The 20,241-nt window shown below is 67.2% G+C and carries 20 protein-coding genes and 1 pseudogene; 7 read left to right on the forward strand and 14 right to left on the reverse strand.

Translation table 11 applies throughout. The features are described 5' to 3' along the window. Window positions 1-250: 250 nt before the first annotated feature. Window positions 251-1,102, forward strand: coding sequence for a replication-relaxation family protein (locus tag DI269_RS24955; protein WP_112141062.1), 852 nt, complete (start codon window positions 251-253; stop codon window positions 1,100-1,102). Window positions 1,103-1,270: 168 nt separating this feature from the next. Here the strand turns inward: DI269_RS24955 and DI269_RS24960 are convergent, their stop codons facing one another. The 3 genes from DI269_RS24960 to DI269_RS24970 all read right to left on the reverse strand — a co-directional run bounded on the left by DI269_RS24960 (window position 1,271) and on the right by DI269_RS24970 (window position 3,971). Further along, complete coding sequence (locus DI269_RS24960) at window positions 1,271-2,416, reverse strand: NUDIX hydrolase N-terminal domain-containing protein (protein ID WP_198667734.1); 1,146 nt, start codon at window positions 2,414-2,416, stop codon at window positions 1,271-1,273. Window positions 2,417-2,449: 33 nt separating this feature from the next. Further along, window positions 2,450-3,538: a GDP-mannose 4,6-dehydratase gene (locus DI269_RS24965; RefSeq protein WP_112141066.1), complete on the reverse strand. Its 1,089-nt coding sequence runs from the start codon at window positions 3,536-3,538 to the stop codon at window positions 2,450-2,452. A 91-nt stretch (window positions 3,539-3,629) separates the two neighbouring features. Further along, complete coding sequence (locus DI269_RS24970) at window positions 3,630-3,971, reverse strand: hypothetical protein (protein ID WP_112141068.1); 342 nt, start codon at window positions 3,969-3,971, stop codon at window positions 3,630-3,632. A gap of 248 nt (window positions 3,972-4,219) precedes the next feature. On the opposite strand from DI269_RS24970, the gene DI269_RS24975 reads away from it, so the two are divergent. Continuing rightward, the gene (locus tag DI269_RS24975; RefSeq protein WP_112141070.1) at window positions 4,220-5,512 is read left to right on the forward strand and encodes a helix-turn-helix domain-containing protein; all 1,293 of its coding nucleotides are present in this window, start codon (window positions 4,220-4,222) and stop codon (window positions 5,510-5,512) included. Beyond that, window positions 5,509-7,056 (forward strand): murein biosynthesis integral membrane protein MurJ, encoded by a 1,548-nt coding sequence (gene murJ / locus DI269_RS24980; protein ID WP_112141072.1) that lies wholly within the window; start codon window positions 5,509-5,511, stop codon window positions 7,054-7,056. Before DI269_RS24975 ends, murJ begins: the two co-directional genes overlap by 4 nt. An 11-nt stretch (window positions 7,057-7,067) precedes the next feature. Here the strand turns inward: murJ and DI269_RS24985 are convergent, their stop codons facing one another. Then, on the reverse strand, window positions 7,068-7,244 hold the full coding sequence (locus DI269_RS24985; RefSeq protein ID WP_157975195.1) for a beta-galactosidase: 177 nt from the start codon (window positions 7,242-7,244) through the stop codon (window positions 7,068-7,070). Window positions 7,245-7,400: 156 nt separating this feature from the next. On the opposite strand from DI269_RS24985, the gene DI269_RS24990 reads away from it, so the two are divergent. Then, on the forward strand, window positions 7,401-7,856 hold the full coding sequence (locus tag DI269_RS24990) for a hypothetical protein (RefSeq protein ID WP_112141076.1): 456 nt from the start codon (window positions 7,401-7,403) through the stop codon (window positions 7,854-7,856). 34 nt (window positions 7,857-7,890) lie between these two features. On the opposite strand, the gene DI269_RS24995 is transcribed toward DI269_RS24990, so the two are convergent. The 4 genes from DI269_RS24995 to DI269_RS25010 are packed head-to-tail and all read right to left on the reverse strand — an operon-like array spanning window position 7,891 to window position 12,132. Next, entirely contained in the window at window positions 7,891-9,210 is a 1,320-nt protein-coding gene (locus DI269_RS24995; RefSeq protein ID WP_112141078.1) for an SAVED domain-containing protein, read from the reverse strand. Window positions 9,211-9,264: 54 nt separating this feature from the next. Then, the gene (locus DI269_RS25000) at window positions 9,265-10,569 is read right to left on the reverse strand and encodes a ThiF family adenylyltransferase (RefSeq protein WP_112141080.1); all 1,305 of its coding nucleotides are present in this window, start codon (window positions 10,567-10,569) and stop codon (window positions 9,265-9,267) included. Continuing rightward, window positions 10,559-11,170: a hypothetical protein gene (locus tag DI269_RS25005; RefSeq protein ID WP_198667735.1), complete on the reverse strand. Its 612-nt coding sequence runs from the start codon at window positions 11,168-11,170 to the stop codon at window positions 10,559-10,561. Before DI269_RS25005 ends, DI269_RS25000 begins: the two co-directional genes overlap by 11 nt. After that, the gene (locus DI269_RS25010) at window positions 11,167-12,132 is read right to left on the reverse strand and encodes an SMODS domain-containing nucleotidyltransferase (protein WP_112141081.1); all 966 of its coding nucleotides are present in this window, start codon (window positions 12,130-12,132) and stop codon (window positions 11,167-11,169) included. The genes DI269_RS25005 and DI269_RS25010 overlap by 4 nt, the downstream gene beginning before the upstream one ends. A gap of 327 nt (window positions 12,133-12,459) precedes the next feature. Here DI269_RS25010 and DI269_RS25015 point away from each other — a divergent pair. Beyond that, window positions 12,460-13,654, forward strand: a pseudogene (locus DI269_RS25015) (IS701 family transposase). Here the strand turns inward: DI269_RS25015 and DI269_RS25020 are convergent. Further along, on the reverse strand, window positions 13,619-14,269 hold the full coding sequence (locus tag DI269_RS25020; protein WP_198667736.1) for a hypothetical protein: 651 nt from the start codon (window positions 14,267-14,269) through the stop codon (window positions 13,619-13,621). The pseudogene DI269_RS25015 and the gene DI269_RS25020 overlap by 36 nt on opposite strands. Window positions 14,270-14,319: 50 nt before the next feature. On the opposite strand from DI269_RS25020, the gene DI269_RS27330 reads away from it, so the two are divergent. Then, complete coding sequence (locus DI269_RS27330; protein WP_157975196.1) at window positions 14,320-14,619, forward strand: transposase; 300 nt, start codon at window positions 14,320-14,322, stop codon at window positions 14,617-14,619. A gap of 39 nt (window positions 14,620-14,658) precedes the next feature. On the opposite strand, the gene DI269_RS25030 is transcribed toward DI269_RS27330, so the two are convergent. Both DI269_RS25030 and DI269_RS25035 read right to left on the reverse strand, forming a co-directional pair. Next, window positions 14,659-15,476, reverse strand: a protein-coding gene (locus tag DI269_RS25030; RefSeq protein WP_112141085.1) for an IS5 family transposase whose coding sequence is annotated in 2 segments (ribosomal slippage) — window positions 14,659-15,125 and window positions 15,125-15,476 — 819 coding nt in all. Because the reading frame shifts where the segments join, the coding sequence is not laid out codon by codon here. A 73-nt stretch (window positions 15,477-15,549) separates the two neighbouring features. Continuing rightward, window positions 15,550-16,527 carry an aldo/keto reductase gene (locus DI269_RS25035; RefSeq protein ID WP_112141087.1) on the reverse strand — a complete coding sequence of 326 codons (978 nt, stop codon included), beginning with the start codon at window positions 16,525-16,527 and terminating at the stop codon, window positions 15,550-15,552. Window positions 16,528-16,626: 99 nt separating this feature from the next. Between DI269_RS25035 and DI269_RS25040 the strand changes: the two genes are divergently transcribed. Beyond that, a complete protein-coding gene (locus tag DI269_RS25040) occupies window positions 16,627-17,220 on the forward strand; it encodes a TetR family transcriptional regulator (RefSeq protein WP_112141089.1) in 594 nt (197 codons plus the stop codon). Between the two features lie 181 nt (window positions 17,221-17,401). Here DI269_RS25040 and DI269_RS25045 read toward each other — a convergent pair whose 3' ends face one another. The 3 genes from DI269_RS25045 to DI269_RS25055 form a co-directional block, all read right to left on the reverse strand. After that, a complete protein-coding gene (locus tag DI269_RS25045; protein WP_112141091.1) occupies window positions 17,402-18,190 on the reverse strand; it encodes an ABC transporter ATP-binding protein in 789 nt (262 codons plus the stop codon). Then, entirely contained in the window at window positions 18,187-19,218 is a 1,032-nt protein-coding gene (locus tag DI269_RS25050) for a FecCD family ABC transporter permease (RefSeq protein WP_112141093.1), read from the reverse strand. The genes DI269_RS25045 and DI269_RS25050 overlap by 4 nt, the downstream gene beginning before the upstream one ends. After that, window positions 19,215-20,241: FecCD family ABC transporter permease (locus DI269_RS25055; protein WP_332871993.1), on the reverse strand; the 1,027-nt coding region annotated here is incomplete at its 5' end. The genes DI269_RS25055 and DI269_RS25050, both read right to left, overlap by 4 nt.

Consider the following 20,241-nt stretch of genomic DNA (forward strand, 5'->3'; position numbering starts at 1 on the left):
CCAGGCTCCTTATATAGGCAGGGTGCGCGGTGCCTTCCGCGGAGGGTGCGCGGGGGTGCGCGCACCCCCGCGCACCCTCCGGCGCGTGATTACAGGTCAGATGAGTGGTTCTGCCGGTCGGGTGCGCGCACCCTCGCGGAAGCAGGCGCGCACCCTGCCTATATCTAAGAGCAGGACGAGCGCGTTCTGGCGCGGGTCGGAGGTCTATCGGACCCGCCACTCCACCTGAGAGCAGAAAGGGACGAAGCCCATGAACGTGTCGCGCCACCGAACCAGCGACGTCGAGGCCGTCGGAGCGCTGGCGGCCTACTTGACTCCGCGTGACTTCGGGATCATCACCTGCCTGGCGGAGCAGCACCTCGCCACCGCAGCCCACCTGGGGGCTGTCTTCTTCCCGTCCGGCAGGGCCGCCTCAGCGAGACTGGCAGCGCTGACCGAGATGGAAGTCCTCGACCGCTCGCGCGTCCCCGGCCGCAGTTCCTATCGGTACACCCTCGGGTGGGCCGGCGCCGCCGTCTATGCCCTCCGCAACGGCAAGACGCCGCCTACGCGGAGGATCGTGGCGTGGCAGGGGCAGCAGGCATTGTTCTCGGCGCATCGCAACCACAAGGAAGGCGTGCTGACGTTCTTCGCGCTCCTGCACCTCGCCGCACGCTCCGCCGGCGACGCCGAGGTCACCGAGTGGATGCCCGAAGGCGCCGCGGCGGCTGAGATCATCAGCGCGCGGCCGGACGGAGCGGGGACCGTCACCTGGAGCGATGGTCGGCGACTGCGCTTCTGGTACGAGCACGACACCGGCACCGAGACCATCGGACGACTCACTGAGGTCATCGAGAGGTATCGGGATGGTCGCCTCCCGGGCAGCTACGGTGACCGGGTCCTGCTGCTCGGGCTGCCTGGCCGAGTCCGCATCCGGCACCTCGTCGAGGCGGCCGGGTGGCTCGGCGACCTTGCAGTTGCCGTAGCCGTGAACGAGGAGCTGCCGCCGGGCCAGGGTCCTCGGCCCGATTTGGCGCATCTGCTCACCGGTCCGCACTGGCACCGGCTGGGACATGATCAGACAAGTCTCAGGGACCTTGCGACGGCTGGGTCAGCGAGTTGATCCCCATCCTGAATGCGGGATCCTGTTCGACCCGCTGTGATGCCCCATCCTGAGCACCATCCGCGGCAAAGTCAACGGTAGAGCGGTAATCCTGCTGGTCGACGCCGAGATTCGGCGCTGACCCAAAACCCGAATATATACGTGTATATACCCGCAGGGCCGGTCCGATCAAGACTCCAAGGCAGCCTTGGCCTTGGTCCGATGACCAGGGAACAGGTTCAGCTCCTTCAATTCGGCTGCGCTGACCCAGGCGGTGCTGCTCACCTCGTGATTGGGAGTGACAGCAACCTGTTCGGGTCGGAGCCGGGTGGAGAACACTGCTATGACAGGGATGGTCGTTCGCTCGGTGGAAATGGCTCTGTTGTCAAAGACGTCCACCAGCCGCAGTTTCTCGGGCGCAATGTCGACACCGATCTCCTCGAATGCTTCCCTCGCGGCCGTCCCGGACCAGGACTCACCGACCTCGCATGCTCCGCCCGGCATCGCCCATTGGCCGGTATCCGAACGTTGAATGAGCAGGACGCCGCCGTCTCCATCGAGGATCGCAAGCTCAGCGCCGGTTGCCGCCGCCGCTTCGTGATCGCCGGAAAATGCGAACCTCTGATACTTGACCGGGTTGATCGAAATGTTCGACGCCAGGCGCTTGAGGTGCTCGAACCGTTCGATGTTGTACTTGTCAGCCGTTTCCGCAGCCCCTTCAGCGGCAAGCGCCGTGACCTCCCGGCAGATGGCCGCGGCAACAGGGCTGACGGACATCGGGAGGCCGTTGCCCCGCACAGGCGGACCAGGGACCGCCGCCGGCGATACCCCGGTGAGGCGATGCTGCATGGCGGTATCGGGCGCGGGCCAGGACCCCTGAATCTCGATTCGCGAAAGACTGCTGGTGAGCCTGTAGATCGCCAGGTGCGAATGCGGGTCGGGCAACCCAAGGGCATGGCTGTCGGTCAAAGCGTGGGGCCTTCCGGGCTCGGCCGCGACGAGCCGGTATGCCGCGGCCGAGAGCGCTTCAGGGAGCAACGTCCTGGGGTCCAGATGGAAAGTCCGCCAAAGCCGGGAGCCGTCAGCGCAGTCGACGTGAAGAGCGGCAGCGGCCTTCGGGGTGTGGATTCCGCGATCCTCCTTGAAGTGCTCCTCGATGACGTCCACGTCTCGCCTGTCGACCAGTGAGGCGAGCTCCGCAGCGTGCCGCCGCAGCCGCTCGAACCGCTCGCGATCGAACCGATCGGGGCGGTAATGCAGCCCGAGGGTCGCCTGGGCACGGAAGCGATCGGCCAACCAGGCCAGTTGGAGGCTGTCGGCGTGCTCGTTCGTCATGGGCATCCTTCGATCAACGGCGCCGTTGGCGGGCTACCGGGTGAGCAGGGTTTCGGTGGCGTAGGCGATGGTGCGGTTCAAGCCCGCCTCCCAGGAGACGGTTGGTTCCCAGCCGACCGCGTCGCGGATCTTGGACGCGTCCACTCGCAGCGCGAGGACTTCGGAGTCGCCAGGACGGAACCGGTCAGTATCCGACAGCAGCGTTCGAGCGCCCCAGTGCCCGGCCTGCCCGCCGAGGTCGATGATGAGCTGCGCCCAGTCCCGCATGGTGATGCTTTTGCCGTTGCCATAGGTGTAGACCTCGCCGGCCTTGCCGTGCGCGGCCAGGGCGAGGTGGGCGCGAATCCCGTCGACGAAGAAGGTGAAGTCGCGCCGGGGCCGGAGGTCGCCGAGGACGATGCGCTCATTGAGGAACGCCTGGCGGATGATCTCGCCGGTGATGAACTCCAGGGACTGGCGGGGGCCGAAGTGGTTGAACATGCGGACCACGACGACCGGGAGGCCATAGGCGGCGTGGAAGTTACGGGCCAGGAAGTCCTGGGCGACTTTCGAGGTGCCGTAAATCGACTGCGGGTCGAGCGGTGAACTCTCGTCGAAGACGACTTCGCCGAGGTCGTCACTGTGCCGGAGTCCGTGGGCGTTGCCGTACTCCTCAGAGGTGCCGACCTGGTCGAAGCAGGCCAGCTCGATGCGGTGGTCGACCAGGGACTGGAGGAGGTTGAGCGTGCCGATGACGTTGGCGTTGAAGACGGCCTGGGGGAGATGCCAGGAGTAGCCCACGTGACTGAACGCCGCGAAGTTGAACACGAAGACCGGCCGCTCGGCATCAGTGAACGCTCGGACGGTCTGATCGACGGCGAGCCGGTCGGTCAAGTCGCACCAGTGGAGCGTGAAACGGCTCCGCCGGTGTTCGAGGTGGTAGAGCTGCCGGTGGGCGCGAGGACGGACGAGAACGTGGACGTCGGCGCCGAGTTCGAGCAGCGCCTCGGTCAGGTGCGAACCGAGGAACCCGTCCGCCCCCGTAACAAGAACCGGGGCATCCCGGTAGACGTCGGCGAAGTCGCGCTTGAGCGCAGCGAGTTCCTCGTGCGTGAACGTTCCGGTGACGAGCGCTTCGATCATGGCTGGATCTCCGTTCGATCAATGAGGGCCTTGGAAATGGAGTCCGGAAGTGAGGGCCGCCGTCCACCCACGGCGGCCCTCGAGAGTGAAGTCAGCGTGCTGAATCCGGTTCAGCGAGTTGCCCACCGTCCCGCAGTGCGCGGTCGGCCACGATCTCGCCACGGTGCTGCCACTGGAGCGTCGCGCGGGCGAGGACTCGGGCAGCATGGTCCTCTGTGTTCAGCCATTTCGCCCAGTCCGAGTCCGGGATCAGCCGAGGCTCCCTGGTCTCGAGATGCTCCACCACCCCGACACGTTCTCCCCGCGAGGTCACCGTCAACCGGTCGACGCCGCTGAGGTGGAACCACACGAACGTCAGCAGGCGCCCGTCGATCTCTGCCGCTTCAAGCGGCAAGGCGTCACCGAGGAGGTCGGTCCCTCCGCTTCCGTTCATGACGCGCCTCCAGGTTCCCGCTCCGCGGGTTGAGTTATCGTCTGCATGTCACCAGTTCGCCTTCCATCTCGTTCTGGTGATGCGGGCCGCCGGGATCGTGAGTCTCCGGTGGCGGTCCGCTGCTTTCGGGCGATGCGACATGCACCGCTGGAAACTAGAATGAGCGGGGACACACCGGCTGTCACCGTTGCGCCGTTGCGGCAACTCAAAATGGACGTTCCGCAACGTGGCACTCATGGGAGGCCGTCATGGACGATGCAGATGGAGCCCGGCTTCGCGCCGCGCGAATCGAAGCTGGAATCGGGCTGGACATCCTCGCCCGCATCACCGGCAAGTCGAAGAGCCACCTGTCGCGAGTCGAGCGCGGTATCAGGCCGCTGACTCCAGGGATCGTGCTCGCCTACCACCGCGCGCTAGGGTGGTCGCTGCCGATCGGAGTCACGACCAACGCCGCAGGCTCCGTACCTGCTGACGACGACATTGACGAGGCCGAGATGAGACGACGTACGCTCCTCCGCGGATTCGTGGCGACCACGACCGGCGTCGGCGCTGGCACCCCTCTGGCCGATGAGATCGAAAGCGTCACCGGCCCAGTCGCGGCCCCGAGCATGGTCAGCGAGTTCGACGCCGAGGAACTTGAGCAGGCCGCGCTCGTGCTCACCTCCCGAGACCTGCGCGGCGGCGGCCACGCCCTCATCAGCGAAGGCCAATCGCTGCTGACCTGGGCCACCGGCCTGATCGAGCAGACCCGATCCGAAGCCCTCCGCAAACGCCTCGCCTCGGCCGCCGGCTACCTCGCCGACCGGACCGGCTGGACCGCATTCGACCTCGGACTCCATGACCAGGCGACCCGCATGTTCGGCCTCGGCGTCCGCCTCGCCGCAGAGGCTGACGACCGCAACTTGACCGCTCAGGCTCTCTGCGACATGGCCGGACAGGCGGTCTTCCTCGGAAAGCCCTCCGAAGCCCTGGCCTGCGCCGAACTCGCCCTCGCCGACGACTCGATCGTCGACCAACTCAAGGCGGCACTCCTCGGTGTGACTGCCGAAGCGTACGGACAGCTCGGCGAACTCAACGAGACCCTGCGCTACATCGACCTCGCCTACGAACGCGCCATCGACAGCGAGATCCCGGACGACGCACCCGTCTGGCTCCCCGCCTTCCGCGGACCCCAGACCCTCATGGCCTCAACCGGATTCGCCGCCTACCTCAGCTACCAGCAGAACCGGCACGCACTGGCAGCCTCCACCGCCCTCGAACACCTCGCCGTGGCAAGCAGCACGCTCGGCAGCTCACGAGGCAGATCGGCTACCCTCTGCCGACTGCGACAAGCCTCGATCTCTTGTGCCGCCGGAGAATCCGCTGAAGGCATTTCGCTTGCAGGGCAAGCGGTCAGCGACCTCCAGCTCGTTCGGTCCACCCGCATCCGCAGAGAACTCCGCATCCTGCGCGAGGCACTTCCCACCGGGAACCACCAAGCGACGGCCGCCTCTGCTCGGATCGACCGGCTCCTGACTGGGCAGGTCGTCCCGATCGCATGACAAGTGCGAGAACCCTGCTCGGCCGAAGCTCACTCATCGCCGTCGGCGCACTCTCCAGCCGCATCACCGGATTCATCCGCACCGCCGCCATCGGCGCCGCCCTCGGGGCGGGACTGGTCGGCGACGCCTACACCACCGCCGTCATGCTCCCCGGCATCGTCTACGAGATCCTCCTCGGCGGCATCGGCACCGCAGTCCTCGTTCCCCTCCTCAACCAGGCCAAGACCAACCACCGGGACGGCGGACGCGAGTTCGCCCAACGACTCCTCAGCTTCGCCGCCATCGCCTTCGGCCTCGTTGCCCTCGTTACAACCACAGCCGTACCGCTGCTGATCCCCCTCCTCGGCGGCTCCGCAACTCACGGCGAGAGCGCGAACCTGACCACCGCCTTCGCGATGTTCACCGTGCCCGCCGTGTTCTTCTACGGCATCGGAGCCGTCGCCACCGCGATCCTCAACGCACGCGGCACCTTCACACTCCCCGCCTGGTCCCCGGCCTGCAACAACCTCACCCTCATCACCGCAGCACTGGTCCTCATCGCCTTCCCCGCCGATGACTTCGGGGACCTCCGCATGATGCTGTTGGGTGGTGCCACATTGATCGGCGCTGCACTCCAAGCGATGATCCTCATCCCCGCCATGCGAAAAGCGGGCGTGCCCTGGCGATGGAAACCGAGCCTGCGAGGATTCGGACTCCGCAGCCTCTCAACGACGGTCCTGTGGGTCACCGCCTACGTCACCGCCGGCCAACTCGGCCTCCTGGTCATCCTCGGACTCATCCGAGCCGCCGCCGCCGAAGGCGGTCCCGGCCCGCTGATCTACAACAACGCCTGGGTCCTGCTCATGATGGCCTACGGCATCCTCGCCCTACCCGTCATCACCGCACTCACACCCGAACTCTCCAAACCCAACCAACCAGACTCGGCGTCGACCGCGAACCAGTACCGACGCGGGCTACGGCTCCTCCTCATGCTCACGGCACCAGCCGTCGCCGCAATGATCGCGCTGGCAGAACCCATCGCAGTGGTCCTCTTCGAATGGGGCGACTACACCCACGCCGCAGCTCTGGCAACTGCCCCCGTCATCGCCGCCGCAGGACTGGCCCTGATCCCATACTCGATCTCACAGCTTCAGCTCTTCACCTTCCTCGCAATCGGCGACGCCCGAACCCCAGCACAGATCATGATCTGGTCGACCATCCTTAGAGTTGCGCTTTGCCTCGGCGCCTTCGCGCTCGTGCCCCCTGAACACCTGGCCGCAGTGCTGATGCTGGTCAACGCCATCGCTTACACAATCGTCTCGGTGAGCTCAACCCTCGTGCTCAACCGCCGGGCGGCCGAGGGGCATGTCGTGAACTTCGGGCCCGTGATTCGGTGGAGCGGTGGTATTGCGATGCTTCTGGTCTTCGGGGTCGTGTTCTGGTGGGCGGCTTCGGCGTTGTTCACCACCTGGAAGACCGCTGAATTCTTGACCTTGGTCGTGTGCGCACCGGCATTCGCAGCGGCCTACCTCCCTGCCATCCGCACCGCCCGGACCCGAAGATGATTCGTCCCGAATTAGCCGTCGCCGGGTTCGTTGTCGATGCCGAAGGCGGCGGGCGCGGGGTGGTCGGCGTAGTGGCGGGTGAGGTGGTTGGTGAAGCGGAGGGCGTGCTTGAGGAAGTGCGGGTGGCCGGAAGTGCCGATGCTCGCACGCCTCTCCGTCCTCCGCTCCTTTAGGCAGTCGATGGTCACCCAGCTCGGCAGCCCTTCGCCGATCCCGACGAATTCGTCCGAGTTCGCCGCCGACCGATGCTTTACCGGGTCGGTGGCGGTAGGCGGGTGGGGCGACTGTCACCGCGCACTGCGTGTCGCTTGAGGTTGCCTGCTTGAACGTCCACAATCTTCTCCATGAGCGAAATCATTCTGAAGGCATCAGATCTGAGAAACAGCGAGTACTGCTTTGACCTGGCGGAAACCCATGGCATGGTCGCGGTTACCAAGTTCGGCAAGCCGATCGGATTCCTTGTGGGTGCCGAGGAGGGCGAGCGGATCCGTGAGGAGCGTGGCCGCCTTGGCGATGAGAAGTCGAGAAACGGCGACAGGCACGAAGCTGAGTGTCGGGAGGAGGTCCGGCTATTGAAGGCGGAGGTTCAGCGTTTGCAGGCGCAGCCTGAGAGCGAGTGCCGCAGATGTGAATGGGCGTGGTCGGAAATGGCCGATCTCCGGGGGCAGAACCAGCGTCTCCGACTCGACTACCAGCTCCTCGGCCACCGTACGGGTGAAGACGGGCGACTCATTGCAGAAGGCGAGCTCCCCTTCTATGTGGCTTCGAGTCATGCCGTCGTACTGAGGGAAATTGGATAAGGCCGTGGATGCCGTGGTGGGAGTCCTGGTTCGATCACAGTCCGGCTGATCCGCGCGCAGGTGGAGAATCGACCACCTCTTCGACGGGACCGTTCGCGGCGGAAGTCCGGACCCGCAGCGTGGGAAGATACATGGGACGAAAATCCTTGCCGGAAACGGGCACTGAGTCGTTCCATTCGTAGATCACGCATCTGATGGTGTTGAGCAGTCGTCCTGTCAGGACTGCGATCGGGAAGGGACATCGCAGAAGCAGGTGGACCTCGGCGTTGCCGTTCTCGTTCGCGATCATTCGGATGTGCGCGGCGGCCTCGGCTGCGATGGTGCCCGCGTCCTTCGGGTCCAAGAGTTCGCTGCTCGTACTGGTCAGGTGCCTCCAGGCTCGGAAGGTGGAACCCTGTTCATCGAGGAACCGCTCGAAGGCGGCGTTGCTGGGTTGCGGGAGCAGATCCAGGTAAACCGCTACTGCGGGACGTGCGGCAGGTTCGGAGTGAACGAAGCCTTCTGCCGCGACTCGGACGAGGGAAGTGGGGGCGTGCCGGGCTTCTCCACGTCCTGTCCACGACTTGTGTCGTTGGTCGACCACCTCGATCTCGCCGATCCGGGTGGAGGGGAGGGCGGCCCCGAGCGTGAAGGCGACGGAGAGGTGCGCTCCTCCGTGGATGCGGACGCGGTGCGCGCCCGACTGCGTCACAGCGTTCGGCAGGGAACCGAGGGTTGATTGCAGGTCGCGCAGGCCGTCCGGATCGGGAAGCCGTTCGTGCACGGAAGGACGGATGCGAATATCGAGCTGGTGGGTGGTGCGGTCGAAGACCTGCGGCGTGTTCCTGGTCTGCACCGATAGGCTGAAGGTGCTGCCCTGCGCTGCGACAATCGGTCGCTGATGGGCGATCCGGCGCCACAGCAGACGTTGCACAAGGTTTTCGAGTCCTTGACGATCGGTGGCCTGCTGGTCGACAACGCGAAGGGTTCCCGGTTCAAATTCCAGGAGGCGGTCCGGCGCGTGATGGTCGAGCCCGCCGTCCTTGTTCTCGACGGCATTGGCGATGCCGAGTGAGAACCGGGAGTGCGCCTGATGCAGTCCGAGCAGGTGCGGCGCTTCGAGCATCTTGATGATCGGGCTGTGCCCGACTTCTGGGGTGACGACCAGGACGCCGCCGGAGATGCCGTCGTCGATTGCTTCAATGAGCCGCTCGTTTGTGTCGCCCGGTGACAGGTCCTCGCGGTCGCGCCAGACCGGGATCCCAGTAGTGCGCAACAGCCACGCGAGCTCCTCCGCGATCGCGCTGCCGTCGCTGTGTCGATAGGAGATGAAGATCGGACCGGCCGGATCAATGGTGGTAGTACCGATGTCCATGCGGATCCTTTCCGACCGGGCCGTTGCGGGCTGCTCGGGCGAGCTGCCCGCCTCTCATGCGGGACCGCAAGTGGGACATGCAGGTCGAGGCGGAGGAAGTGACCGCCATCGGATCTCGCCCGCATGCTCCAGGTTAAACGGGGGCCCGTGTTCGTGAACGGGGTTGAGGCCGACGACGGCGTGTTCACCGGGAAGCCGCTGCGTGCGGTCGCCGTGGAGAGATTCCAGGAGAGTCGCCACGGCGACCTTTGCGGCAAGGGTGCCAATGTACCGGAGGTCGGGCGGGACGGCGGTCATCGGCAGGTGAGACAGCCCGGCTCCGTAGCCAAGTTCCTGATCGGCCTCGGCATCCATCGCGCCCTGGTCGACGAGATCCTGCCGAAGGCACAGGAGACAACCGAATCGAGGGGTGGGACGGAGCCGGATCACTTCCCCGAGGGCGCCGCTGTCGAGGACGCAGGCAAGCACGGCGGGCTTGGCGGCACGGCGGGCGAGGTGGCTGACGACTCGCCGCGGTGCGATTCCGTCCGCCGCGCAGAGCACGAGGTCCACCCGATCGAACAGCGGCCGGAGGAGGTGGGCGTCCTCAACGATGTCCAAAGGATGCGCGTTCGCGTTCTGATCGGGCCAGCGGCGCTCAAGGTGGCTCTTGAGCGCGTCGACCTTCCGGCGTCCGACGCTTTCGGGCCCGAGCACATGGCGGATGGTGTTGTGCCAGAGGAAGCGGTCGGGGTCGACGAGTTCAACGCGGCCGAGACCGGAGCCGGCGAGCGCCTCCGCTGCGGCGCCGCCGATGCTGCCGCAGCCGACCAGCATCACCGAATGCCCGGCGAGCAACTCCACCGGCCATCGCCCGGCGAGCTGCTGGATGCCGACGACTTCAGGTTCGATGTCGAGCCTGATCGGTAGGACGCCGCTGCGGTGCACGAGCCATCCTGCGAACTCGCTCGCTCCGATCAGCCGCTCGTCTTCAGTGAGTCCGGGCTCGTGCGTGATGAGCAGGCCGTGGTTTCTCCCAGGATGCTCGACGCCGCGCACGAGCTTGCGGAAGGCATCGAACGGGAGACGGACTCCGGGGCGCTGAAGCAGGATCAGATGGTGGAGGTTGATATCGGGGGAGGGGTCACGGATCCACTGACCGTGGTGATCGGAGTCGCCCCAGCGGAGCGCGGTGAACTCGCGGGGGATGGTGACCTGCATGCGCAGATCCGGCTTGGTCTCGACGGTCTCCGCGATGTAGAGGCGCTCCGACGGTGCGAAGCGAAAGACCAGATCGCCTGACGTCATTGGCGAACTGCTGATCTTCTCGGCTGCATCACGGGTCAGGGCGACATGGGGCAGAGTCCGGTCAGTCGGCATCAGCGGTCTCCTGTGTGCCTTCTGGGTTCCGTTCGAGTGTGATCTGCTCGATGAGGGGGTCGAGGCAGGCGTCTGAGACGATCCCGTTCTCGGTCATCTGCTCAATGGCCTCCAGCTTCATCAGGATGTACTCGATCCGCCATCCCGCCGCCTTGAGCAGCAGTTCAGTGACGCTCGCCTCGGGCTGCCAGGCACCGTCGCTTCGCAACAGGCAGAGGGACCCGTCAGGGGAGACGTGCCAGGCGTGCTGGGTCCGCTCCCAGACGGTGGGTTCAGGATTGAATGGGCAGACGAGCGGGGCGATCATCGGGTACGCCGCAGGGTACTTCACCGCGAATCGGGGCGTGTAGTCCGCGAGGAGCACTCCGAGCCCGTCGGGCTGCGGCCGGTCGAACGGCCATGCCGGAAGGTGACCGATCCAGCCGCCATGGGGGAGCGGGAGGGCGCCCTCCTCTGACGGTGCACGGTATTCCAAACCGGGCGCGAACGCTGCGATCTCAGTGAGGTCGCGCCGCAACCTCGACGGCTCGGTTTCAGTCCACATCAGTGGAACAGCCGCCTGCGCATGCTCCTTGGCCCCGTGAGCGCGCATGTCGGTCATCCCTGCGGCGTGTCCCTCAACGGACGCGGTGCAGTCGCTGCGGCCGCCGCAGTGCTGTGACCGTCCGACTCGGGCAGTTGCGGGAATGCGGAGCCGAACACCTCGCCCCACTTCCGGACCGCATACGCGGAGTGGCCGTCGGCCTGCGCTTGAACCGCCAGGGCCGCACGGTCTCCTGCAGTGCGAAGACGGTCTGCGAACGTCTCGTAGTCGAGGTCGGTCTGGATCGGCCCGCACAGCCCCGCCGGGTCGACGACTTCGCTGCCGCCTTCGATGAAGTACGCGGCGCTGACGAAGAACTCCTTGATCGCGGCAGCTTGGGAGCCCTCGGTGGGAAGGTGCTGGAGTGCGAGGACCTCCATGACGAGCGACTTGATCTTCATCCGCTGCTCCGACGCCCACCACTTCAGCATCCGGACCGACCCGGCGAACTTGTTCCACTCCTTATGCTTCGCGGACACCTTGGCGATCAGGGACTCCGGGTCGCAGAGGATCCAGTCCTCCGAGAGTGCCTCCGGAACCAGCAGGCCTCCGTCCCCGCGTAGAGCGGGCATAGCGTCGACGGTGAACGCGTCCGGATCGTCCTTGTCGTCGAAAAAGCACTTGACCGCGTGGTTGCGCCACCTCGCGAGCCGGACGACCTGCTCGTGGCTGCCGTTCGTCGCTCCCAGGAGTTTGTTGATCCGATCCCGCGTGTAGTCCAGAGCGTCCTCGGCCGAGGCGCCCGGCTTTCCCCATCCGGGGTGCAGGTCGCTGTCGAACACCAGGACCACATCGACATCGTGGATCGGGTCCTTATGAGTGCCCCGGGCCAGCGAGCCCGACGGAACGACTTCAACGACGTCGGGCTCTGCGTCGAAGGCTTCCTTGAAGAGGTCCCGCCGCCTGCGGGCCTCCTTCACCTCGTCCATGTCGACGTTGACCGTGGACTGGAACGCCCGGAATGCGTCGGTCACGTTCATGTTCAGCTCCTCATCCGTGTACTGTGACTCGGAGCCGACGCTACCCGGAGCCACCGACAGAACACTGTGACCGCAGTCGGACCCAGCGGAGCTGGAGCCCGACCTCGGGCTCGGGCGAGGATCGCAATTCCGTCGAGAACTGCAACGCCGTCACCGAGCAGACCGTGGTGCGGGAGATTGTCCTAGGCGAGGATCGTAACGTCTGAGGGGTGGTGAATTGAGATTCACCACCGTGAAGGGTGCTTGAGATTTGTCATCGGCGAGGGCTGGGCCTATTAGCGCGAGAGCTGTATTTCGTTGTACTGCAAGTGATCTAGCATTTCTGAGATGGTGGATGATGTTGCGGCAGAGGATGTTTCAGCCTGGAAGGCGAGCCTGGATGATGTGTTCGCGCTGATCGCGGGCCTGTTCGGGCGGATTGAACTGCGCCGGAGGGCTCGTTCCTACCTGGTGGGGTTGCTGGCGCCGGTGGAGCGGAAGAACTCCCGGCAGCTGGTCGAAGCGGCCGGGCTGGCGGATCCGTGGCGGGTGCAGCACTTCCTGGGACGAGTGGTGTGGTCGGCCGGCCAGGTGCGCGACCAGCTCCGGGCCTATGTGACAGCGAACCTCTCGAGCCCCGGCGGGGTGCTCGTGGTCGACGAGACCGGGTTCGTCAAGAAGGGCCGCCGGTCGGCCGGGGTCCAGCGGCAGTACTCAGGGACCGCTGGCCGAGTGGAGAACTCGCAGCTGGGTGTCTTCCTCGCCTATGCCGGCGAGGCCGGTCGCGCCTTGATCGACCGCGAGCTCTACCTGCCCGAGTCATGGATCGGCGATGCCGAGCGGTGTCAGGATGCCGGAATCCCGGCCGATCGCGTCGCCCAGGGCGTGCTAACCAAGCCGCGGCTGGCCGAGGCCATGATCGGCCGGGTCCTGGCGGCCGGTGTCGAGGCCGGATGGGTCGCCGCCGACGCGGCCTACGGCAGGGACGGCAAGTTCCGGACCTTTCTCGAGTCCCGCCGAATGCCCTATGCGGTCGAGGTTCCGGTGAAGCAGACCGTGACCGACCTGGACGGCAAGCGTCGCGTCGACACCCTCATCGCCCGCGCCCCAGAAGAGGCGTGGCACCGTGTGTCGACCGGTCCTGGTGTTCGTGGTGAGCGCGAGTACGACTGGGCCTAGGCCACCGTCCCCTCTGACGGCGACCTCCCGCCCGGGTTCGTGCGGACTCTCCTGGCCCGGCGCTCGATAGACAACCCTGCCGACATCGCCTACTACCTGTGCTTCCACTTCGATTCCGTCGAGCGGGGCCGAGATTGTCCGCGTTGCCGGGGTCCGGTGGGCGATCGAGGAGTGCTTCCTAGCAGCCAACGGTGAATGCGGGCTCGACCACTACCAGGTCCGAAGGTGGGACGGCTGGTATCGGCACATCACCATGGCCATGCTCGCCCATGCCTTCCTCGCTGTTACCGCCGCGACTGACCCAAAAGCCTACGCGAGCTGGGCAACCTCACAGTCCCCGAGATCCGCCGTCTCCTGGCGGTGATCCTCCACCCCGCTCGTACCCTCGCCCACGCCGTTGCCTCTGCCCACTGGAGGCGCCGCCACCAAACCCGCGCCCGACAACCCCGCTACCAGCGGCGATGAGCCGCGCTATCGCCGGCAGGCGGTCACACCGGGCAAATGGTTCCGCCAGGCGCACCACACGATCGTGCTCGACCACGTAGCCGAGCACGGGATGAGCGTTGTCGCCGCCTTCGGCGTCCATCAGTACCGGCTTGGCCAGCCGCCGACCAATGGTGGAAAGGAACTCGCAGAACAGGTCAAGTCGGTCTTGCCCTTGCAGTTCCCGCAGGTTGACATCGAAGTCGATCGCGTCGGATGAGTAGAAGCGGAAGATCGCCAGGACTTCGGCATGCAGCCAGACACTCAGCTGCGCTGACTCGGCGTCGGCCGGACGTGCCAGCACTACTTCCGCAGGAGGCACTGGAAGCGCCTCTGTTCTTTCGGAGTACTGGTGCTTCCATCCCCGCTCCTCGACAAGGTCGAGGACCGCCTGCCAGTCCTCAACGGAGGCACCAGGCACCAGCAAATCAGGCAACGCCCCCATCAGATCAGGATCGAAGAAGCCCCTCACATCATTCCATCGCAGATCGTTCACCCGGTCATCCTGCACCGGACCTCATTCCAACGCAACGAAATACGGCTGTCGTGCTAGCAGGCCGCGGCGATCTGACCGATAAGCAGTGGGCACGCCTGCGCGGGTGGTTCCCCGCCCCGGCACCGACCGGCCGCCCAATCACCAGGTCCCGCCGGGTACTGTTCAGCGGCGTGGCCCGGCGAGTCCGTGTCGGTGCCCCCTGGCGCGATGTCCCCGAGGCTTACGGGTCCTGGCCTATGGTCTACCAGCGCTTCGCGGCCGGGCAGCAGACGGGCGTCCGGGCGCTCATGGTCAAGCTGATCCTGGCCCTGCTCGACGCCGCGCATCCGTCGCACGGGCGGCCATGTTGACTATTCTGGCGGTTGCCGTCGTTGGCCTAAGAGCGCGTCTCAGTTGGTGAGTTTCTTGTAACAGGTGATGGCTGCGGCGAGGGCGAGGAATGCGGCGAAGAGGTGTCCGTGGCGTTCGTATCGGATGGTGAGTCGGCGGTAGCCGCCGAGCCAGGCGATGGTGCGTTCGACGGCCCATCGGTGGCGGCCGAGACGGTTTGAGGGTTCGATGCCGCGGCGGGCGATGCGGTCGCCGATGCCTCGTTCGCGCAGGGCGCGGTGGCAGTTGGGGATGTCGTAGGCCTTGTCGGCGTGGAGTTTCGCGGGCCGGCGGCGGCGCGGGCCCCTCCGTGAGCGGATTTTGGGGATGCCTTGGATCAGTGGCTCGAACGCCTGCGAGTCGTGGAGGTTGGCGGCGGAGATGCCGAGGGCGAGCGGGAGCCCGTTCCGGTCGGTGAGGATGTGGATCTTCGAGCCCGGTTTGCCGCGGTCGACCGGGTTTGGTCCGGTCAGTGATCCCCCTTTTTAGCGCGGAGGCTCGCGCCGTCGATGATCGCCCGTGACCAGTCGACGGCCCCGGCCGCGCCGAGCTGGTCGAGGATGGCCCGGTGGAGCTTGGCCCAGAGCCCGGCCTCGGACCATTCGGTGAAGCGCCGGTGCGCGGTCTGGTGGGAGACACCGAAGGTAGGCGGTAGGTGTCGCCAGGCGCAGCCGGTGGTCAGGACATAGACGATCGCGGCGAACACGTGGCGGTCGTCAAGGCGGGCGATCCCGCCGCCTTGGGCCCGTTTGGTGTGGGCAGGGATCAGTGGCGCGGTGATGTCCCAGAGCCTGTCGGGGGCAAGGCGTGCGGTGAACTGGTCCAACGTTCCTGTCATCCGTGAAATAGGGGCGTAGGCCGCGGGGTGACCGGAACTGGTCCGGTCACGCCCGCGGTTTGGTTCTTGTGCCTCAGACCCACTCGGGCAGGTCGGCGTAGCGGGCGCCGAAGCCGCCGGTCGGCAGGATCTCCTTGATCTGGGCCAGATCGGCGTCAGTAAGTTGGACGTCGGCTGCGCCGATGTTCTCCTCGACCCGGGACCGGGCGCGGGAGCCGGGGATCGGGACGATGTAGTCCTTCTGGTGGAGGATCCAGGCCAGGGCCAGCTGCGGAACCGTGACGCTCTTGGACTTCGCGAGTTCGCCGAGGCGGTCGACGGCGGCGACGTTCTTTTCGAAGTTGCCGCTCTGCCAGCGGGGGTCGACGTTGCGCATGTCGGTCTCGTCGTAGGAGCCGGCGGGCTTGGCGTTGCCGGTGATGAACCCGCGGCCCAGCGGCGAGTAGGCGACGAAGCCGATGCCGAGTTCCTCGAGCACCGGGAACAGCTGCTCGACGTCGCGTTCGAATAGGGAGTACTCGGTCTGGAGGACCGAGACGGGCTGGACGGCGTGGGCGCGGCGGATGGTCTCGGGTCCGGCTTCGGAGAGGCCGAAGTACTTGACTTTCCCGGCGTCGATGAGTTCCTTGACGGTGCCGGCGACCTCTTCGATGGGGACGTCGGGGTCGACGCGGTGCTGGTAGAGCACGTCGAGGTGGTCGGTGCCGAGGTAGCGGAGGCTGTTGTCGGCGACCTTGCGGATGTTCTCGGGCCGTGAGTTGAGGCCGAAGCCGTTCTGGACGTCGCTCAGGTCGAAGCCGAACTTGGTGGCGATGACGACCTCGTCGCGGAAGTCCTTGACGGCTTCGCCCAGCAGGGTCTCGTTGGAGCCGGTGCCCCAGCCGTAGAGCTCGGCGGTGTCGAAGAAGTCGACGCCGAGTTCGCGGGCGCGGCGGATGGTGGCGCGGCCTTCAGCCTCGTCGCCGGGGCCGTAGGCCATGGTCAGGCCCATAGTGCCGTAGCCGATCGCGGAGACGGTGAGGCCTTGGGTGCCGAGTGCGCGGTGTTGCATGATCAGGTTCCCTTCTTCAAACCAAACGGTTCGGTTTGAACGGTACTCCGGGAACTCGCGATCGTCAAACCATTCGGTTCGGGCGGGTACGCTGGAACGATGCCGCCCACGACCAGCACTGAAGCCACGCGCGACCGCATCCTGGCCGCCGCCCGCGCTGAATTTGCCCGCCACGGGATCGCCGGTGCCCGCATCGACCGCCTCGCAAAGGCAGCGAAGACCAGCAAGGAGCGCGTCTATGCCTACTTCAAGAGCAAGGAGGCCCTCTACCGGCTGGTCTCCGGGCAGGAGCTGACCGCGATCGCCGAAGCCACCCGCATGGACCCGGCCGACCTGCCCGGCTATGCGGGCCGCCTCCACGACTACTACACCGCCCACCCAGAGCGGTACCGGCTCATGCAGTGGGGCCGCCTCGAACTCGACCCCGACGAGGCGACGCCCGACGATCCGATCCGCGCGACCATGGCAGGCAAGCTCGAACGACTACGCCAAGCACAGCGCGACGGAACCCTCGACCCGTCCTGGGACCCCATCGACATCCTGGTGCTGCTCAACCAGATCGCCGCTTCCTGGGCCGCATATACCGACTTCGACCCCGACAACCCAACCCACCGTGACAAGTTCCTAAACGACCGCCGCACCGCCGTCGTCGCCGCAGTCGAACGGCTCTTCCCAGCCTCACACCAGCCGTGACGAAGACGCAACCTCGCCTCGTTCACACTGCCGCTCAAGCCAACTGAGACAAGCTCTTAAAGCCTTGAGATGCAAAGTCTTCAGGGGCGAAGTCTTTGCGCGCAAAGTATGTTGCAAGCACTACGGAATCACGGGCCGGGCGAGCCCCCTTACAGGTATAGCGCGCTCAAGGACCGCCGCGTCAGCGGTGGCGCTGCGCCCGCCCCAGCGGGATCACCAACGGCGTCCCCGAGACCGGGTCCGGGACCACCTTGCACGGCAGGTCGAACACGGCCTCCACGGTCGCCTCGGTGATCACCTCGGCGGGCGCGCCCTCGGCGTAGACCGCGCCGTCGCGCATCGCCACGATGTGCGAGGCGTACCGGGCGGCCTGGTTGAGGTCGTGGAGGACGGCGACGATCGTGCGGCCCTCGTCGTTGAGCCCGGCGAAGATGTCGAGCAGCTCGATCTGGTGGGCGATGTCGAGGAACGTGGTCGGCTCGTCGAGCAGGAGCAGCTCGGTCTGCTGCGCGAGGACCATCGCGACCCACACCCTCTGGCGCTGGCCGCCGGAGAGCTCGTCGACGAGCCGGTCGGCGAGGTCGGTGGTCCCGGTGGCCGCCATGGCGTCCCTGACGGCGGCCTCGTCGGCGCGGCTCCACTGGCGCAGCGCGGACTGGTGCGGGAAGCGGCCGCGGGCGACCAGGTCCGACGCGGTGATGCCGTCGGGCGCGATGGACGACTGCGGAAGCAGGCCCAGCCGCTTGGCGACCTGCTTCGAAGGCTGGTGCGCGATCGCCTTGCCGTCCAAGAGCACTGCGCCTTCGGTGGGTTTGAGGAGCCGGGAGAGGACCCGCAGGAGCGTGGACTTGCCGCACGCGTTGGGGCCGACGATCGCGGTGAACGAGCCGGGCGCGATCGCCAGGTCGAGGCCGGTGCCGACGGGCCGGTCGCGGTAGCCGAAGGTCACCTTGGACGCTTCGAGGGTCATCGCAATTCCTTCCGTGACTGCGCGACGAGCAGCCAGACGAGGTAGGCGCCGCCGAGGATGATCGTCATGAGCCCCACCGGGAGCGCCTGCGGCGGGACGTTGAGGGCGACCATGTCGCAGGTGACGAGCAGGAACGCGCCCGTCACGGCGGCGGGGACGAGCTGCACGCCCGGCGCGCGCGTGATCCGGCGCGCCAGCTGCGGGGCCACGAGCGCCACGAACGGGATCGGCCCGGCGAGGGCCGTCACGACCGCGCTGAGCGAGACGCCGACGACGACGAGCGCGAGGCGGACGGGTTCGACGGCGACGCCCATCGCGGCGGCGGCGTCGTCGCCGAGTTCGAGCATCCGCAGCCGCCGTCCGAGCCACAGCAGCGGCACGAGCAGGGCGAGGACGACGAGCGTCCCGTTCCGCGCGTCGGACCAGTCGAGGCCGTTCAGGCTCCCCGCGCCCCAGACCGACGCCATCTGCGCCTGCCACAGTCTCGCTTTGAGCAGCAGGTACGTGTTGACCGAGCCGAGGAGCGCGGTGACGGCGATGCCGACGACGATGAGCCGGAAGCCGTGGACGCCGCGCCGGTACGCGAGCAGGTAGACCGCGAGCGCGGTCGCGATGCCGCCCGCGAGCGCCGAGGGGATGACGAGGGCGGTGGAGCCGACGGCGATGATCGACACGACCGCGCCGGTGTAGGCGCCGGAGTCGAAGCCGATGACGTCGGGGCTGCCGAGCGGGTTCCTGGTGAGGGACTGGAAGACCGCGCCGGAGAGGCCGAGCGCGGCCCCGAACACGACCCCCAGGAGCACTCTCGGGAGCCGCCATTGGACGACGACCGTCTCGATCGCGGTCCCGGCATCACTTACCAACGCGCGCACGACGTCCACTGCGGAGATCCGCATCTCGCCGAGCCCGAGGGCGATGACGGCGGCGAGGACGGTGAGTACGGCGAGGGCCGCGGTGACGGCGAAGGCCCGCAGGAGGGTCCGGGTCGAGGCGCGCCCGCCGACGCGGAGCACGAGGTGGCGTCTCACAGGCCGCTCGCTTTCTTCCTGCGCACCATGAAGATCAGCACGGGTGCGCCGATGACGGCGGTGACGACGCCGGCGGGGATCTCGTCGGGGATGACGACGACGCGTCCGAGGACGTCGGCGGCGACCATGAGCGAGGGCCCGAGCAGGCAGCTGTAGGCGAGGATCCACCGCTGGTCGGGGCCGGTGATCCACCGGGCGATGTGGGGGACCATCATGCCGAGGAACCACACGACGCCGACGGCGGCGGTCGCGGACCCGCACAGGAGCGTGACGGCGCCGACGACGGCGATGCGCGTGAGCCACTGGCTGCCGCCGAGGGCGGTCGCGAGGTCCTCGCCGAGCGCGGTGGCGTTGAGGCCGCGCGCCGCGTAGGCCGCGAGGACGAGGCCGGCGCCGACGAAGGGCGCGATGGCGGCGAGGGCGGGCCAGCCGAGGTCGGCGACCGACCCGGCCTGCCAGGACCGCATCGTCAGGAACGCCGACTGGTTCAGCAGCACCACTGTGGACGCGATGCCTTGGAGGACGGCGCCGATGGCGACGCCGCCGAGGACGAGCGTCACGGGCGAGCGCCCGCGCCCGCCCATGGAGCCGACGAGGAACACCGCGCACGCGGTCGCCACGGCCCCGAGGAACGCCGCCCACACCTGGAGCAGGTCGCTCGCGGCCGGGACCGCCCGCACGGCGAGGACCACGCCGAGGGCCGCGCCCGCGGAGACGCCGAGGAGCCCGGGGTCGGCGAGGGGGTTCCTGGTGAGGCCCTGCATGAGCGCCCCGGCCACCGCGAGTGCGAGGCCGACGACGACGGCGAGGACGGTGCGGGGGAGGCGCTGCTGGACGACGATGACGTGCGCGTCGCCGTTGTCGCGGCCGAGGGCCTCGACGACGTCGCCGAGCGGCAGCGGCTTGGAGCCGAACACGAGGCTGAGCACGACCAGGACGGCGAGCGCGGCCGCGGCGGCGGCGAGCCCGAGGGCCCGGCGCCGCCGCCGGTCGACCGGGACCGCTTCCGCCGCAGCGGTGTCC

This window comes from Glycomyces dulcitolivorans (genome assembly GCF_003265355.1).
Taxonomy (GTDB): Bacteria; Actinomycetota; Actinomycetes; order Mycobacteriales; family Micromonosporaceae; genus Glycomyces; species Glycomyces dulcitolivorans.